18 protein-coding genes are annotated in these 17003 nt (G+C 39.6%); 11 read left to right on the plus strand and 7 right to left on the minus strand.

The window, feature by feature from the left end; genetic code table 11:
• Window positions 1–61: 61 nt before the first annotated feature.
• The 3 genes from groL to H561_RS0116240 all read left to right on the plus strand — a co-directional run bounded on the left by groL (window position 62) and on the right by H561_RS0116240 (window position 2811).
• The gene (gene groL / locus H561_RS0116230) at window positions 62–1687 is read left to right on the plus strand and encodes a chaperonin GroEL (protein ID WP_027387976.1); all 1626 of its coding nucleotides are present in this window, start codon (window positions 62–64) and stop codon (window positions 1685–1687) included.
• 139 nt (window positions 1688–1826) lie between these two features.
• Entirely contained in the window at window positions 1827–2306 is a 480-nt protein-coding gene (locus H561_RS0116235; RefSeq protein ID WP_027387977.1) for an ecotin family protein, read from the plus strand.
• A gap of 64 nt (window positions 2307–2370) precedes the next feature.
• Window positions 2371–2811, plus strand: coding sequence for a hypothetical protein (locus tag H561_RS0116240; protein WP_027387978.1), 441 nt, complete (start codon window positions 2371–2373; stop codon window positions 2809–2811).
• 57 nt (window positions 2812–2868) lie between these two features.
• Here the strand turns inward: H561_RS0116240 and H561_RS0116245 are convergent, their stop codons facing one another.
• Both H561_RS0116245 and H561_RS0116250 read right to left on the minus strand, forming a co-directional pair.
• Window positions 2869–3087: a helix-turn-helix domain-containing protein gene (locus H561_RS0116245; protein WP_027387979.1), complete on the minus strand. Its 219-nt coding sequence runs from the start codon at window positions 3085–3087 to the stop codon at window positions 2869–2871.
• Window positions 3088–3117: 30 nt separating this feature from the next.
• The gene (locus tag H561_RS0116250; RefSeq protein ID WP_027387980.1) at window positions 3118–3327 is read right to left on the minus strand and encodes a helix-turn-helix transcriptional regulator; all 210 of its coding nucleotides are present in this window, start codon (window positions 3325–3327) and stop codon (window positions 3118–3120) included.
• Between the two features lie 145 nt (window positions 3328–3472).
• Here H561_RS0116250 and H561_RS0116255 point away from each other — a divergent pair, with 145 nt between their 5' ends.
• From H561_RS0116255 to H561_RS0116280, 6 genes are all read left to right on the plus strand, one after another.
• Complete coding sequence (locus H561_RS0116255; RefSeq protein WP_027387981.1) at window positions 3473–3697, plus strand: SymE family type I addiction module toxin; 225 nt, start codon at window positions 3473–3475, stop codon at window positions 3695–3697.
• A gap of 656 nt (window positions 3698–4353) precedes the next feature.
• Window positions 4354–5442: a T9SS C-terminal target domain-containing protein gene (locus H561_RS0116260; RefSeq protein ID WP_027387982.1), complete on the plus strand. Its 1089-nt coding sequence runs from the start codon at window positions 4354–4356 to the stop codon at window positions 5440–5442.
• Window positions 5443–5990: 548 nt separating this feature from the next.
• Window positions 5991–6440, plus strand: coding sequence for a hypothetical protein (locus H561_RS0116265; RefSeq protein WP_027387983.1), 450 nt, complete (start codon window positions 5991–5993; stop codon window positions 6438–6440).
• 92 nt (window positions 6441–6532) lie between these two features.
• Window positions 6533–7123 carry a hypothetical protein gene (locus H561_RS0116270; RefSeq protein WP_027387984.1) on the plus strand — a complete coding sequence of 197 codons (591 nt, stop codon included), beginning with the start codon at window positions 6533–6535 and terminating at the stop codon, window positions 7121–7123.
• A gap of 43 nt (window positions 7124–7166) precedes the next feature.
• The gene (locus tag H561_RS0116275; protein ID WP_027387985.1) at window positions 7167–7772 is read left to right on the plus strand and encodes an SMI1/KNR4 family protein; all 606 of its coding nucleotides are present in this window, start codon (window positions 7167–7169) and stop codon (window positions 7770–7772) included.
• 90 nt (window positions 7773–7862) lie between these two features.
• Complete coding sequence (locus tag H561_RS0116280) at window positions 7863–8462, plus strand: DUF6624 domain-containing protein (RefSeq protein WP_027387986.1); 600 nt, start codon at window positions 7863–7865, stop codon at window positions 8460–8462.
• Between the two features lie 144 nt (window positions 8463–8606).
• Here the strand turns inward: H561_RS0116280 and H561_RS0116285 are convergent, their stop codons facing one another.
• Window positions 8607–10691 (minus strand): TonB-dependent receptor domain-containing protein, encoded by a 2085-nt coding sequence (locus H561_RS0116285; protein ID WP_027387987.1) that lies wholly within the window; start codon window positions 10689–10691, stop codon window positions 8607–8609.
• Between the two features lie 199 nt (window positions 10692–10890).
• Between H561_RS0116285 and H561_RS0116290 the strand changes: the two genes are divergently transcribed.
• Both H561_RS0116290 and H561_RS0116295 read left to right on the plus strand, forming a co-directional pair.
• On the plus strand, window positions 10891–11640 hold the full coding sequence (locus tag H561_RS0116290; RefSeq protein ID WP_027387988.1) for a hypothetical protein: 750 nt from the start codon (window positions 10891–10893) through the stop codon (window positions 11638–11640).
• 136 nt (window positions 11641–11776) lie between these two features.
• Window positions 11777–13069: an MFS transporter gene (locus H561_RS0116295; protein ID WP_027387989.1), complete on the plus strand. Its 1293-nt coding sequence runs from the start codon at window positions 11777–11779 to the stop codon at window positions 13067–13069.
• 53 nt (window positions 13070–13122) lie between these two features.
• Here H561_RS0116295 and H561_RS0116300 read toward each other — a convergent pair whose 3' ends face one another.
• The 4 genes from H561_RS0116300 to truA all read right to left on the minus strand — a co-directional run bounded on the left by H561_RS0116300 (window position 13123) and on the right by truA (window position 16991).
• The gene (locus tag H561_RS0116300; protein WP_027387990.1) at window positions 13123–13335 is read right to left on the minus strand and encodes a hypothetical protein; all 213 of its coding nucleotides are present in this window, start codon (window positions 13333–13335) and stop codon (window positions 13123–13125) included.
• A gap of 667 nt (window positions 13336–14002) precedes the next feature.
• Window positions 14003–15766 (minus strand): ABC transporter ATP-binding protein, encoded by a 1764-nt coding sequence (locus H561_RS0116305; RefSeq protein ID WP_027387991.1) that lies wholly within the window; start codon window positions 15764–15766, stop codon window positions 14003–14005.
• 131 nt (window positions 15767–15897) lie between these two features.
• Entirely contained in the window at window positions 15898–16233 is a 336-nt protein-coding gene (locus tag H561_RS0116310) for a hypothetical protein (RefSeq protein ID WP_027387992.1), read from the minus strand.
• 14 nt (window positions 16234–16247) lie between these two features.
• Window positions 16248–16991: a tRNA pseudouridine(38-40) synthase TruA gene (gene truA, locus H561_RS0116315; RefSeq protein WP_081411681.1), complete on the minus strand. Its 744-nt coding sequence runs from the start codon at window positions 16989–16991 to the stop codon at window positions 16248–16250.
• Window positions 16992–17003: the final 12 nt, after the last annotated feature.

The raw sequence follows: 17003 nt of genomic DNA on the forward strand, positions 1-17003 counted from the left end.
ATATTAAAAAAGTAAATCAAGTACTTTGTACAGGGTACATCGTACATTAATACAACAAACAATGGCAAAAGAAATAAAATTCGATATTGAGTCTAGAGACGCTTTAAAAAGAGGGGTTGATGCATTGGCAAATGCAGTAAAAGTTACGTTGGGACCAAAAGGGAGAAACGTAGTAATTGAAAAATCTTTTGGGGCTCCTCACGTAACGAAGGACGGGGTTTCCGTAGCAAAAGAAATCGAACTTGAAGACAGAGTAGAAAACATGGGAGCCCAGATGGTAAAAGAAGTGGCTTCCAAAACCAATGATATCGCAGGAGATGGTACTACTACCGCTACGGTTCTGGCACAGGCAATCGTAAGAGAAGGCCTTAAGAACGTTGCGGCAGGGGCAAACCCAATGGACTTGAAAAGAGGGATCGACAAAGCTGTAACCGCAGTGGTGGCTAACCTTAAAGAACAGTCTAAAGAAGTGGGAGATTCTACGGAAATGGTAAAGCAGGTAGCTTCCGTTTCTGCAAACAACGACGAAACCATCGGATCTCTGATCGCTGAAGCGTTCGGAAAAGTAGGTAAAGAAGGGGTAATCACGGTAGAAGAAGCAAAAGGGATCGATACAACGGTAGACGTTGTAGAAGGGATGCAGTTTGACAGAGGATACCAGTCGCCTTACTTCGTGACCAACCCTGAGAAAATGCTGACTGAGCTTGATAACCCATATATCCTTTTGGTAGAGAAGAAAATCTCTTCCATGAAAGAATTGCTTCCGGTTCTTGAGCCGATTGCACAGGGAGGGAAGGCTTTATTAATCATCTCTGAAGAAGTGGATGGTGAAGCATTGGCAACTTTGGTAGTAAACAAGTTGAGAGGTTCTCTGAAAATTGCTGCTGTGAAGGCTCCGGGATTTGGCGACAGAAGAAAAGCCATGCTGGAAGATATTGCCATCCTGACCGGCGGACAGGTAATTTCCGAAGAGCAGGGTATCACCATGGAAAACATTACCATGGATATGCTGGGAACGGCTGAAAAAGTGTCTATCGATAAAGATAACACAACCATTGTAAACGGTGGTGGTGAAGAAAGCAAGATCAAAGGAAGAGTAAACCAGATCAAAGCGCAGATGGAAACAACCACTTCTGACTATGACAGAGAAAAACTTCAGGAAAGGCTGGCTAAATTGGCCGGAGGTGTTGCCGTACTATACGTAGGGGCTGCTTCTGAAGTAGAAATGAAGGAGAAAAAAGACAGAGTGGATGATGCATTAAACGCTACGAGAGCAGCCGTTGAAGAAGGGATCGTTGCCGGTGGTGGTGTTGCTTTTGTAAGAGCAATCTCTGCTTTGGCTAATCTTGAAGGCATCAATGCAGACGAAACAACAGGGATCAAAATCGTGAAAAGAGCGATTGAAGAGCCGTTGAGACAAATTGTTGCCAATGCAGGCGGAGAAGGTTCTGTAATCGTTGCTAAAGTTGCTGAAGGCAGCGGAGACTTCGGATACAACGCTAAAACTGACGAGTATGTCAACATGCTTGAAGCAGGAATCATTGACCCTACGAAAGTAACCAGAGTGGCCCTTGAAAATGCAGCTTCTGTTTCAGGAATGTTATTGACCACTGAATGTGTCATCACTGAAGTGAAAAAAGACGAACCAGCCATGCCAATGGGTGGCGGAATGCCGGGAATGATGTAACAGCGTGTCGCTGAGACCATTTAATATACTAACCGCTCTATTTTTATAGGGCGGTTTTGTTTTCTTTTCATTTTACTATATTGCAAAAAATAATAAACATGGAATTATTTAAAATACAACAGAAACAAATAGATAATCTATGAATAAAATACTTACCATTTTAATCTTAATGATTTTAAGCATAAAACTAAATGCCCAAGGCAAGCCATCGTATCCACAACCAAAAGATGGTTTCAAAAGAGTTGATTTACTTCTCCCCAAAATAGAAAATTCAAAAGACTATAAAGTACAGGTTAAATTTTCATTTGAAGCAACAGCTAGAGAATGTTCAGACGCAAGTTTCAGTTTTAATAGAAAAAATTTAAAAGAAGAATATGGAATTCAGCAAGGTTCAAGATATCCCTATTATGTTATAGAAAATGATGCAGCAGAAATTTTTGAAGGAATGAATTCTGACTGTAAAAGCGATAAAAAAGTAAAACGGAAAATTATAAGCAGCCAAGATATTTTCATTGAATATCAGAGTTATTACGCAAGACCATTTTATATTCCCGAATCTTGGTCAGTTGAATATAGAATATGGAAAGGAGAAGATAAATACATTACTGTAAAAAATTGATTTTTTCGGTAATATAGTTCGCTTGCAGAAATACTAACCATTACTATTTTTAAATTATTTTATTATGAAAAATGTTTTACTTATTCTCTATTTATCATTCTTTTCATGGAGCTGTGCCCAAAACTCAGAATCTAAAAATAAACCGAATTCTAACGAAGAAGAATTTACTGAAATTATAAATTTTGAGGATTATGATATTTCTATGCTGAGATTAATTGTTACTCCGGAAAAATATCATAATAAAACTGTCCAAATTATTGGATACTTAAATCTTGAGTTTGAAGGAAATGCAATTTATTTTCATCAGGAAGATTACGAAAAGGGATCATCAAGAAATGGAATGTGGGTTGATTTCAGTGAGGATTTAGTTCATAAAATAGATTTGAAAAAATATAATAAGAAATACGTAATTATAGTAGGAAAATTTGATATGAATTCAAAGGGACACATGGGAATGTTTGGAGGCTCAATCAAAAACATATCCCGGCTTGATGAATGGAATTAAAAAATACTGACATAATATTTTCCCGATCTCGCGGATTTGTAATCCGTGAGAATCATATTACTTCAAATCCAACAGTTCCGACAAAGAAACTTCCAAAGCATTAGCCAATTCCAACAAAGTATAAAGCGTAGGATTAACCTTACCGTTTTCCAATTTTTCAATGGCCTGACGGTCTTTATTGCAGGCACGGGCAAGATCAGATTGGCTCCAGCCCTTTTGTCCACGCAGCATGATAATACGTTTACCTAATTCTATCTTTAACTGATCTTTAGTCATGAATAAAATAACTTCTGATTAGTCGGCATATCAATTACCTGTTGAAACCAATAATTCCCGAATATCCACTTTCAGAAATTTAGATATTTCATAAAGCGTTTCAACAGAAGGCTGGACTTCATTGGTACACCAACGCGAAATAGTTGATTCGGTCTTCCCTAAATGACCAGCTAAATCCTTACTGGTTTTATTTTTTTCCGCTAAGACAGATTTTATTCTATTTAAATTTATTTTCGACACAGTGCACAATTATTAACTTCTCCTACAAATATCGTAAAAATCTAAAGAACTGAAAATCACGCATAAATAGTAAATAATTATAATTTACTGCGTTATTATTTGCATTATAGTATTATTAATTATATTTTTACATCAATAAATAATAATGGAGCAAGAAAAAAAATTTCAGCATAAGAAAGACCGGCATTTGAAAGTGTATGGAAAATACGCTGATCGTATTAATTCCTGCCGTCCTAACATACTTCCAGAAATACGGCTATGCGGAAAATGGCTGAAGGATATCGGCTTTGAGCACGGACAGACCATTAAAGTGCAACAGAGAAAAAATAAAATAACCATTACTCTCGATCATCAGAAAAAAGAGTACTGATTTTATCAGCATCTGAATGTGATAATCATTTCATTACAAACAGAAGTGTTTGTAAGTTACGGAGTCCTCTAGTAGTCTCAAACAACATGCGGGGAATTTTCGGAGAAGTCATGTGGTTACAAACAGGGGTGTTTCTAACTTCCGGAGCCCTCCGGTAGTCTCAAACAACTTGCGGGAAACTTCCGGAGGCGTCATTTGGTTACAAACAATGCTGTTGGGAACTTCCGGAGACCTCCGGTGGTCTCAAACAACTTGCGCAAGACCTCCTGTAATCGCATTTGATCATAAACACACCTGTTTGTAATCTCCTGCAAATGCATTTAGTCATAATCATACTTGTTTGTAACCTTCTGCAATGGCAGGGAACCCTCATGGCGCGACTTTACAATCCGTATTATCCAATACAAACCACACAGCTAAAGAGCGATTTTTCACTTTAAAACTAATTGATGTCACATATCTTACAATCCGCAACTTTTCTCTATCTTTAAAATAAATTTTCCTGCTGAATTTCTATATAAAAAATCTCCGGGATCTTAAAAAAACATCAAGTAAACCAAATCTTAATACCATTGAAAACTAAATTATTACTCTTTTCGCTTTTCGGCTCATGGTTAACGCATGCACAAACCCTCACATTTCAAGATCTTTCTAATATGCATACCGGCAGAGGTGCCATAAACAGTGTTATTGTAGATGATAATATTTATGTAAGCAATGGATATAAGGAAACCGATGGTAATGCCAATTATATTGAGAAATACAGCTTCAAAGATAACCGTTGGAGTATGATCAATTCTACTCTGGTTCCTGAAAAATTTGCCAATTCGGAGACGGATCGTAATAAAATTTATATTTTTAACGGATCAGAAAATAATCGGCTTGAGATTTTAGATCTTGCGGCTCATACTGTAACCCATGGAGCTGTTAATCCTTTTTATGCCGAAGGCGCAGGCTCTGCCATACACCATGGTAAAATATATGTGTTTGGAGGCAGCGGATTAAACGGAGCCGCAAAGACTGTATTTTCTGATCAATTTCAGTATTACGATATTGCTTCGGACACCTGGAATTCATTACCCGATATGCCGACAGCCAAAGAAACAAGAGGTAAAATTGTTAATGATAAGCTTTATGTAATCGGCGGTTTCAACGGTACTTCTTCTAATCTGATCAACGTTTATGACCTTAATACCAATCTTTGGACTGACCAATATATGATGCCTGTGGGTGTTTCGGGACATTCCTTAGCGGTATCCGGGGATAAGATTTTTATTGTGGGCGGTTATGATGATCAAACCTTTTTGGCCTATTTTGACACCACCACCAAAACATTACATCAGCTCTCATCCAATATGATTCCCCGAAGGCATTCAGCAGCGGAAGTACATGACCATAAATTATACATTATCGGGGGAAGTACCACTTCTATTACGGCCTCTGCCATTAAAAGCATACAAGTTGCAGACATTAGCGAAAGTGTACTTTCCGCCAATAAAACCAGTGAAGATCAGGCTAAAACAAAGGTCTATACCAATGCACACAGAGACGGTTTTATCATCAGTAATAAAAATAACAGCAATCAGTTTGAATACACTGTATTTTCATTAGAGGGGAAACCAATCGGTAAAGGTTTTGCCCATTATAATAAAAATATAGATTTATCAAAAGTACCGCGTGGAACTTATATTTTTAGCTATAAAAATGAAAAAGGACTTTTGCAACAGGTTAGAATTATAAGATAACCATCTTATCCTGTGGTAAATTTACAATCCATGATGTAACATCACCAGTTCAGGCAGAGAAAGAAACTTCACAATGTTGGCCAATACAAGCAAGGTATAAGCGTAGGATTCACTTTTCCAGTTTCCAGTTTTTCAATGGACTGACTGTCTTTGTTACAAGGGCAGATCAGACTGGCTCCAGCCATTTTGCTCACGCAGCATCACAATATGCTTCCCTGATTTTATCTTTAACTGATCTTCTTGTCATGAAGTAAATACCTTCTGACTGGTCGGCATATCAATACCTGTAGACACCAATAACTTCCGGATATCCACTTTCAGAAACTTCAATATTTCATAAAGCGTTTCAACATACGGCTGGACTTCATTAGTACACCAACGTGAAATGACTGAACAAAGTGACCACAAAAAAGGTTGTTGGCAACTTCCAGAGTACTTTGTTGATTTAAGACAACATGATAAATAAGACTTTATTAATTCATCTGAATAAAAATTAATAAATTCGTTACTGTCTTTTTTGAACGAAACTAAAACCACTCAATTCATGTTTGAATTATACCGTTACCGCAATCGCATTGTTATTCTTCTCAGGTTGTAAACAAAATGGTACAAAATACAGTGCAGGCCAGGAATGGAAATACAAAACCCGCCCTGGCGAGGAAAACTCTACCCTGAAAATTTTAAAAGTTGAAGAATATGCTAAAACCGGGAAAGTGGTTCATATTTCAATCAGCGGCTTAAAGATTAAAAATCCTAAAAGTCCAGAAGGTTTTGCTCAAAATCTCAGTCATATCCCTGTTTCTGAAGAAGCTTTAGACAAAAGTGTTACCAGACTACAAAATGAAAACAGCAAAGCCCCCGATACTCTTGAACTTGATGGCTATTCTTATTGGAAAAAAGAGTTCGACAAAGGTAAGGCTGGAATATTTACTATTCCTGTGGTTGAGATTATAGATTCTATGGAAGAGACTATTGTTTCCGGAAACGTCGGTGAGTAAACTTTCCAAATATCTGAATCTAATCTAAATCATTATGTAAGTCTTCAAAATAGATCTGTTTTCATTATTTTTACCCTACAAAAGAAACAGGCATGAAGAACCTAGAAGCAAAAATAGATGAAGCCTTCAGGGAGACCATTCTCCTTCCGAGGGAAACCACGGTTACCAATTTCCTGGCTGATGTGCTAAGTTCGAAATACCAATTCCGGGAAGATGACCGGAAAATTGAAGTCATCAGCCTGTATTATTATGCTGCCAGCCCGCTAAGCTTTTTATTTGCCCTGCCGAATTATGAATATTATTCCCCGGACAAAACCGTCCTAATGGCAGAACTCCATGTAAAAGAACATGGGTTTGAAGATTATACCTATACCGATGTTCAGGAATTGTGCAAAAAAGTGCTGGATGAAAATGACATCAATTATGCTGCCCATGCCGATGAGAACGGCCTGCCGGACCTGTCCAATTACTGGGAAAACCAGTCCGGACTGGAAATTGATTTCTTAACAAAATGCTGGAAAAAAGCCAAAGAGCAGACCCGCTCCAAAACACTCGGGTTTTTAGAATCCTCAGATCCCGGAGGCGGACTGTATGATCTGGATAACTGCTATGACCTTCCTTTTGAGATCGGGCTGGATGAATACCTGCAGTCTCACGGTTTCAATTTTGAAAAGGAGCTGTAGGCTTTTCATCACCGGGAAATCTTTAATTTTAAAAATAAAAAAAATGAATCCGACCGCACAGCAATACCTATCCGGGCTGAAAAAAGCCTATTATGAAAACGAGGCAGAAGAATCCTGGGTTCACTTTGAAAAGATCAGGCACGGCGCAGCAGAAGAAAATATTAAAAAACTTACCGGGTTATATCCTGACATTCCGGACGCGCTGGTCAGCCTGCTGAATTACGTTGATGGAACTTACTGGCGGGAATATGAAGGCGAAAAAATTGCTTTTTATATTCTCGGCTCTGATATGGAAGAATATCCCTATTACCTCCTGTCCTCCGCAGAAATGATTGAAAACCATTATATAGCCGTTAAATATTATTCGGATTATATCGAACGGAAATATGAGGAAGTGGAGATCGATGAAAAAATCACCGATACAGCAAAAGATCTTAAATGGCTCCACTTTTCAGACTGCATGAACAACGGCGGGACCTCGCAGCTGTTCATCGATTTCAGTCCTTCAGAGAAAGGCACCAAAGGACAGATCGTAAGGTTTTTACATGATCCTGATGAGTTCAGCGTCATTGCCGACAGCTTTGAAGATTATTTACAGATGCTGATGGATAAAGACTACGACTTTATTAATGAAGATCTGCTGGAATAAAAAATTAAGGCTGGTCCGGAAGGACAAATAGGAATTGAAATCCTTAGCCGGATAAATTTGTCACAAAAGGTCACAGTAAAAAAACACAGAATGGATTTTAAAAGCATCGCTGAAGAAATAAGCAGTCTGAAAAATGCAGATCTCGAACTCAGAGACCGGCTTATAAAAAGCGGAAAACTGGGAGAAGGGTATGATGAAGCAATGAAAAAGCGGCATACCCGGAATGCAGAAATATTAGACGGCATTATTGACCGCATCGGTTATCCTACGGCCGATAAGGTAGGTGAAGAAGCCGTTGAAGCGGCCTGGCTGGTCATCCAGCATTCCATCAACCATCCCTGCTTTATGAAAAAATGCGCGAAGCTGCTGGCAGCTGCGGTAGACGAAAATAAAGCCGAAAAACTCAGTTTGGCTTACCTTACTGACAGAATTGCAGTATTTGAAGGGAAACCTCAGCAGTACGGTACCCAGTTTGACTGGGATGAAAACGGCTTATTAAGCCCAAACTTTTACGACAGCCTGAACCAAGTAAATGAACGAAGAAAATCTGTAGGGCTTAACACGCTTGAGGAGCAGACCGCTATTATAAGGAAACTGGCACAGGAGGAAAACCAACAACCTCCGAAAGATCCTGAAAAAAGAAAAAAGGAAATGGAAGCCTGGAAAAAAGCCGTAGGCTGGACTCAATAAAACTTTGTTATCAGGATCAGCAAAAAGATATTGCTTTTTACTGTATTCAGATATTTAAACATCTGCATCAAACATCAATAAACCAATAATATAATCCGCCTGAAAGTTTTTCTGAGCGGATTTCTTTTATTTAACGGAATTCAATTAAAATATTGCGGCCGGTGCCGTTGTGTTGTTCAGTTTCTTCTGGAGATCCGTCTTTTTGCCCTTTGAGAAATCATAGTTGAAACCTAAGACGAACATCGATCTGTTATTCATGATCCGGTTCACACGGCTGTAATCTACCAGACTTTCCGGTAAGCTTTTGGTCTTATATTCTGAAGGCATCCCGATCCAGTACATGCCGGCCGTCAAAGTCCATTCTTTCTTTTTATAGCTGGCAAAAATATGGTTCTGGTTTTCATTGGTGGTTAAAAAAGCGCCGTTTAGGGTGTACACCGGAATATTCAGCTGATACTGCAGGCTGAACGATTTATATTCCGATGACAGGACAAGATTATTGGCCAAGTAATTATTCTTAATCAAAGCACCACTGCTTGTTCTGATGGTTTCCGTGGCCGGCGTCAGATTAAGTTTGGCCACAAGAAGGCTGTTCCCGAAAGGTTTATAGGAACCTGACAGCTGTACCCCGAACTGCTGTGAATTTCTGGCATTTTCATACGTCAGGGCATACCCGAAGTTTTCATCTGAAACATAATACTGATTGATGGTCCGGTCCGTATATTTGTAAAATACATTGGCATTAAAATCAAAATATTTATTATTGAATGAATAAATGAAATTATTGGCAAATACCTGCTGGGATTTTAAAAACGGGTTTCCTTTCTGCACGATATTCGGAGCCATCTGTACAATATTGCTGCTTAATGCAGCGCTCCACGGGCTTACTGGCCGGTAACTGCTCGTTAAACGGAGACTCTGATTGTCTTTAAGCTGATAACCCAGGATAACTTTCGGCGTAAAAGACCACTGATCAAAAGTATTTTCCGCACTTTTATTGTGGATGTTTGTAAGGCCGGCTCCCACTCTGTAACTGAATTTATTGATCTTTCCTGAAAATTCGGTGTAAAAATACTGCTCCAGATAATTCACGCTGTACTCTGAAAAACCGGCCAGGTTCTGAAGGTCATTGGAGATATTGGTATTGGAAACCCTGTATCCCGAGGCCAGTTTCCCGGCTTCAAAAGTATGGGTATGGGCCAGTTCACCGACAATCCCGGTCTGCATGGTTTCAAGGTTCATGTCATTATCAAAAACCGGGGCTCCTGAAGAAATCACCCATTCTTTCGCCAGTTCTGTCGTATTGGTTTTAAAGCTTGAGCCGACGATATTGATGCTGAACTCATCACTCTTACCCATATTTTTAGAAAAATATAAGTCTAAAGTCGGTGTCGTATAACCGGAAGATCCGTTTTTCAGCATGGCATGTTCCTCGGTCAGGGTATCATTTGTAAAAATACTCTGTCCATTTCCTTTGATAAAACTTGTGAAGATATCCATATCCATTTTCGCCTGAAAAGCATAATGGTCCGGGACCATCCTTGTGTACCGCAAGGCAATATTCTGGGAAGTATACCCGAAATGGTCTGTCTTGTTTTCATCTGTCCGGTAATGACTGCCTTCTAACTGATAATCATAGATACTGTGTACTTTCCTGTTATCGTAATCCCTTAAATTAATCGAATATTCCAGTCCGAGATTATTTTTCCCTTTGGTAAAACTGGCATATGTCGTTCCGTTCACAAAGCCCGTGTTCAGGGCAGAACTCACATCAGTACCAAAAACATAGCCCGTTTCGGCAGAACGCGTAATCAGGTTTACGACAACATCCGCTCTTGTGGCCCATCTCGCCGGAGGAATATCGTAATACTCCACTTTTACCACTTCAGAAGGAGCAACGCTGCGCATTTGCATATCGGTGGCTTCAATCCCGTTGATTAAAAATAATGTGGTTCCGCCTTTTGTACTCTTCAGGATATTCCCGACCGGATCTATCTGCAGTTCCGGTAAGGTCTGCAGCAAGTCCCGGGCAAAGCGGGCTTTTTCCAGGGCTTCTTGATCAAAAGTATATACTGCTTTGTCTGTAAACTGTTTTTTGCGCTGGGCTTTTAAAATAACTTCCTGAATCTCCGAAGTCCTGGTTTTTCCAATGGTATCGTTCTTTACATTTTCCTGAGAGAGTACAAAAATTCCACAAAGGAAAAGCACGGAACCTATCGTTTTTTTCATATCCGAAAATTGAATAATATAAATAATGACAGGCCATAAGCGGCATTCATTACATTCCTCCTACACTAAAAGTCCGGTCTAATTATAAACAACTCATAAACAGATACTTATTTTTTTTCACCATAAAGTGTATTTCAGTGATTTTCTGCCCGTTTTTTGCTTTTACCAAAATAACATCAAACCATAAAAATTTTTAATCATGAAAAAATACTTTATTCTCATTTCGTATTCTGTTTTTTCAGCGCTGCATGCCCAGGAAGCACCTGCTCCGCCAACAGAAAAAATGAACATCATTAAAACGAATGTTACGGCCTATGCATTTAGGAATATCAATCTTTCTTATGAAAGGGCTTTTACACAATGGTTCTCCGTCAATATGGGCTTCGGCGCCATACCGGAAGGAAAAGTCCCCTTCATCAATTCTTTTTTGAGCGATGAAGATGAACAGAGGTTTCAGAACCTTGAAGCAAAAGTTTTCAATTTTACCATTGAACCGAGATTCTATCTCGGCGCAGGCTATGGAAAAGGATTTTATATCGCGCCATACTACCGGTACTCTAAGATAACATCCAATACCTTTGATTTTTATTATGATTATACGTTCAGCGGAACCACTTTCCAGATCCCTCTGAAGGGCAACGGGAACACCAACGGGAACAGCGGCGGGGTCATGGTCGGGGTACAGTTTTTTCTGACTCCGAGCCGGAATTTAGTCCTGGACCTATGGATTGCCGGAGCGCATTACGGAGCCGGGAAAGGGGATTTCACCATGACCAGCGATATCGTGCTGACTCCTGAAATGCAGGCCCAGCTGAAACGTGAAATAGAAGACCTGGATGTCCCTTATATCAATTATACCGTAGAAACCAATACCAACGGAGCAAGGGTAATGATTGACGGCCCGTGGATCGGCTTCAGAAGTGGCCTATCTCTGGGGTATAGATTTTGAAAAGTTTTATTTGAATATTTTTTGAAACCGTTCTATCTTAGAGCGGTTTTATTTTGCCTGTTATCTACAGTAAGATCATATTTTTCAGGATAAATAAGACCATACTATCTTATCATTAAAAAACTGTTGTTCCTCTATGAATTCATCACAAATTACCACTGCCCAAAGAATCAAGGCCATCGTTGGCGGATCCATCGGGAATCTTGTAGAATGGTATGACTGGTATGCTTATGCAGCCTTTGCCATTTACTTTTCCAATTCATTTTTCCCGGATTCGGATATGACAGCCCAGCTTCTGAATACGGCAGGAATTTTTGCAGTCGGTTTTCTGATGCGTCCGGTCGGAGGCTGGCTTTTCGGGAGCATCGCAGACCGGGTAGGAAGGAAAAAAGCAATGACCCTTTCGGTTTTGCTGATGTCTTTCGGTTCTTTACTGATTGCCCTAACCCCTACTTATCAGAGCATTGGCGTCTTGGCCCCATTGCTTTTACTGGCCGCCAGATTATTGCAGGGTTTAAGCATAGGCGGAGAATACGGAGTGTCTGCCACGTATCTCAGCGAAATGGCTACGGCGGAACGGAGAGGATTTTATTCCAGCTTTCAGTATGTCACCCTGATCGGCGGACAGCTGATCGCTTTGGGAATTCAGCTGATCCTACAAAAATTAGTATTGACGGAAGCCCAGCTTGAAGACTGGGGATGGAGGATCCCTTTCGCATTCGGGGCTGTGCTCTCTGTAATCGCTCTGTATTTAAGGGCCAACCTCCATGAAACTGAAGCCTTTGAAAATAAAAAAGACGACAACGAAAAGAAAAAAGGATCGGTTCATGAACTGCTGAAGCATCCTAAAGCTTTACTTACTGTTGTCGGTCTCACATTGGGAGGTACCCTGGCCTTCTATACTTATACTACGTATATGCAGAAATTCCTGGTGAATACCGTTCATCTGACCAAAGAAGAATCTACCCTGCTCTCTTTCATCTCACTCTTTATTTTTGCCTGCCTGCAGCCTGTTTTCGGTGCGTTATCGGACAAAATAGGGAGAAGGCCCCTGTTATTGGCCTTCGGAATCCTGGGTACGGTATTCACCTATCCTTTACTGACTGCCTTAAGCACAACGACTTCAATAGGGATGGCTTTTCTACTACTGATGGCAGCCCTGATTATCGTGAGCGGCTATACTTCCATCAATGCAGTGGTAAAAGCTGAGCTTTTCCCTGCCGAAGTACGGGCACTCGGTGTAGGATTACCCTATGCCTTAACGGTCGCTATCTTCGGAGGAACGGCAGAATATATTGCGCTTTGGTGCAAACAGGCCCATGTAGAACATTATTTTTACTGGTATATTACCGCCTGCATCTTCTTTTCATTCATCGTATACTCAACAATGAAAGACACTAAAAAAACGTCTGAACTGGATAAGGATTAATAATAGGCGAAAAAAACGCGCGGCTCAGAAATCTGAGCCGCGCGTTCTATTTTTTAATGATAAGCCTGCTTGAATTTTGCAATGATATTGTCCAGATTATGTCGCTGAACATATACACTCTTAACATCCTCGTATCTTGGTGATTTGTAGAATACTTCATGGAAATCCATACTTCCGTTCCCTACTTTTACCACTTTCTGTACTTCAATATTCAACTTTCCGAGTTCATCTTTAAAAACCTGAAATTCATCTTGTATATTCTTCATCTATATTTTTGGATTTTAATTAACACTATAATCATCAAACATCTTACCAATTTCCGGCAGTATAGCCTGATTTCACAATAAAGGTAATAAATCTATTTATACAAATATAACATTATGTTAACATTTGAGTAATATTAATATCAAATTCCGTGCAACTTTTCAATAGATACGGATTTTTTTTGAATTTTAAAATGATTAAAAACTCACCACATAAAGAAAAACAGATAAATCATATAAAAAAATGCCTGTATATAAAGATTTTTATATTATTTAGGATGTAAGTAAATGTTTAGGAATTCTCTAATAAAAATTAGATATCAGTAATTATGAAATGATCCGAAGAAATAAACCCAAACTATATGAGCCTGCTTAAATTTATTCTTGAAAATTGATAAAAACTTTTAAAACTTGATTTTTAAATCTATTTCCATTCTGTTTTTTTTAGATTCAGCAGATTTAATGCAGATAAAAATCTTTGGGACCACCCTAATCGGCAAGAAATTATTTTTTCAAAGTGAATCTCTAATAATAGGTCTAATTGTATTGTTGTTTTATTTGCGGTTCTCCAGATTACCAGAGATGGAAAATGGGCATGCCAAAACTTAAAAATAAAGAAAGCAGTTTGAATAAATTATCCAAACTACTTTCTTTATATATATTACTGATGTTAAGACTGTTTTTCCACTTCTTCCTCCAATTCCACTTCATGCCTCAGCTGGGCTTTGTAGAGGGTTGCGTAATAGCCGTTTTTATCCAACAGTTCCAGATGTTTTCCTTCTTCCACAATCTTGCCGTGCTCCATCACAATAATCTTATCCGCTTTTTCAATGGTTGAAAGACGGTGGGCAATAATAATCGATGTCCTGTTTTGGGTAATCTTTTCTGTGGCCCGCTGGATCAGCTTCTCACTTTCATGGTCAATAGAAGACGTAGCTTCATCCAGGATTAAAATCTTGGGATCGGATAAATAGGCTCTCAGGAAAGACAGCAATTGCCTCTGCCCTAGAGAAATGGACGAACCTCTTTCGCTGACCACATAATCATAACCTCCCGGAAGGCTTTCAATAAAATCATCCACTTCAATTTCTTTTGCCCCGGCCTTTATATGCTCTAAAGTAATGCTGTCATCTCCGAATGCAAGATTTTCAAAAATGCTCCCGTGAAACAGGAATACATCCTGAAGTACTACCCCGATATGGCTTCTCAGGCAATACAGTTCATAATCTTTCAGGTCCACGTCATCAATCAGGATATTCCCTGAATTGATATCATAGAGCCTTGTGATCAGGCTGATGATGGTCGATTTCCCTGCCCCGGTGGCCCCTACGATGGCTACAGTCTCCCCCGGATTTACTTTGAAATCAATTCCTTTCAGCACTTCCTGTTTGTCATCATAGGCAAAATGCACTTTTTTAAATTCTATTTTCCCGTCAAAATGATCTTTCTGAACGGTCCCGGTATTCGGCATTGAATTTTCTTCATCCATCAGGCCCAATACCCGTTCCGCGCCAACAATTCCTCTCTGGATATTATTGAAACGGTCTGCAATCTGCCTCAAAGGACGGATCAGCATCGAAATATACTGGATAAATGCGATCACGACCCCCGCGCTGATAGTAATATAACCGCCGTAAAAAAGGATAAATCCAATGAACAGGGAAGAAATCAGCTCCACCACCGGAAAGAACAGAGAAAAGATGAAAACCGTTTTCAGCAGTGCACCTTTGAGCGTAATATTGATCTCATCAAATTTTTTAAATTCTGATTCCTGCCTGTTGAATACCTGGATAATCGGCATTCCCGCCAGCCTTTCCTGTACGAATGAGTTCTGGTTGGACGTCCAGGTCCGTTCATCCCCGAAAGCTTTTTTCAGCCTTTTCTGGAAGAATCTTGTGATCAGGACCATTAATGGCAAAATAGCGAGCGTAATATAGCTTAAGTGCACATTCGTATTGAACATCATCACCAGTACGAAAGCAATTCTGAGCACATCCCCGAATACCATCAGGAAGCCGTCTGTATAGACGGTCGCAATAGTTTCCACATCCCCGACGGCCCGCGTAACCAGCTGCCCGATCGGCGTCTTATCAAAGAATGAAGTTTTAAAGTAGATCAGTTTATTGTAAAGGCGCTGCCTGATATCCCTGATTACGTTCTGTGAAATATAATTGGAAAAATAAACCAGGAAGAAGTTTAAAACCGTTTCGGCAAACACCAGCCCCACCAGGATGTAGATGTGCTTCATCATTAGCGCCTTGTCCTGAAGCTTGGTGATATCGTTATCCACCACTTCCATGGTAAGGTACGGCCTGTAGGTAGAAACCATAGCGAGTATAATGGAGATAATCAGCGTAAGGATGAACCACGACCGGAATTTCATTCCGATAAAGAACAGCCTTTTCACAATTCCCCAGGTATCTTGTTGTTTCATTATATGAATTGAAGAAAGAATTAAAATAAAATTGCCCTGCAAAAATAAGACTTTCTGATTGTACAAGCTTTACAACTTCATAAAATAGTCATGAAAATTAGAGATCACCATGATTTATGGTATGAATAAATTTACATTTCAGGATCCCTGCCTATTTTTTCAATTTCCAATGAAGGCCTTTTGATTTCTTTTTTAAATTTATTTTCTAAAATTTTATAGACGCCGTAAACCGCCCCGATGGCCAGCAACCAGCTTATTATATTTACTAATGAAAAGCCGGTGTAACTGTTTTCGGAATAGGTATTGGTAAGACCCTGATAGATCCCGTAACAGAAAAGAAACATTATCTGAAACCCCAGATAAATGGCGATTGCCAGAAGCCCGAAATGCCATTTGGTTTTTCCGAACCTTTCAGCCAAGCCTGCATAATATCGGTAAGCTCCGATTAATATAAAAATTGACATCATAAGTTATTGTTTTATCAGTTATTAAAGTCATATCCCACATCCACCAGGTACAGTCCATGTGCCGGTGCGGAAGTTCCTGCGGAATTACGGTGCTTATCCTCAATAACTTTCCGTAAATCGTCAGGTTGTATTTTCCCTAAGCCGATTTCCACCATAGTTCCGACAATGGCTCTTACCATATTCCGTAAAAAACGGTTGGCCGAAACGGTGAATTTCAGCTCGCTCCCATGCTGTTCCCATTCGGCTTTATAGATGGCGCAGATATTGGTCTTATTATCAGTTTTGAGCTTGGCAAAGCTTGTAAAATCCTTATATTCGAATAAAATCTTACAGGCTTCATTCATTTTATCCAGATCAAGCCCTCTTTTCCAGTGCTGCCAGGCAGATTCCTGTGTAAACGGGTTCTTATCCAGTGAAATGTAATATTCATAGGTTCTGTAAGTGGCATCAAAACGGGCATGGAAATCATCTTTTACCTTAAAAACCCTCTTCACCGAAATATCAGGCGGAAGAAAGCTATTTAGTTTTCGGGAAAGGTCATTATCAGGTGGTTTTTCCGTATCAAAATGGGCGAACATTTTTTTCGCATGCACACCGGTGTCTGTTCTTCCGGCTCCTGTGGTCTTAATTCCTTCCCTAAGGATGGTGGAAAGTGCTTTCTCCAGTTCTTCCTGTACGGAAACCGCATCCGGCTGAACCTGATAGCCGAAATAATTTTTCCCATTGTAGGAAAATTCAATACAATATCTCAATGCCATATAATAAGGCAC

The sequence above is a fragment of the Chryseobacterium gregarium DSM 19109 genome (genome assembly GCF_000430845.1).
GTDB classification, from domain to species: domain Bacteria; phylum Bacteroidota; class Bacteroidia; order Flavobacteriales; family Weeksellaceae; genus Chryseobacterium; species Chryseobacterium gregarium.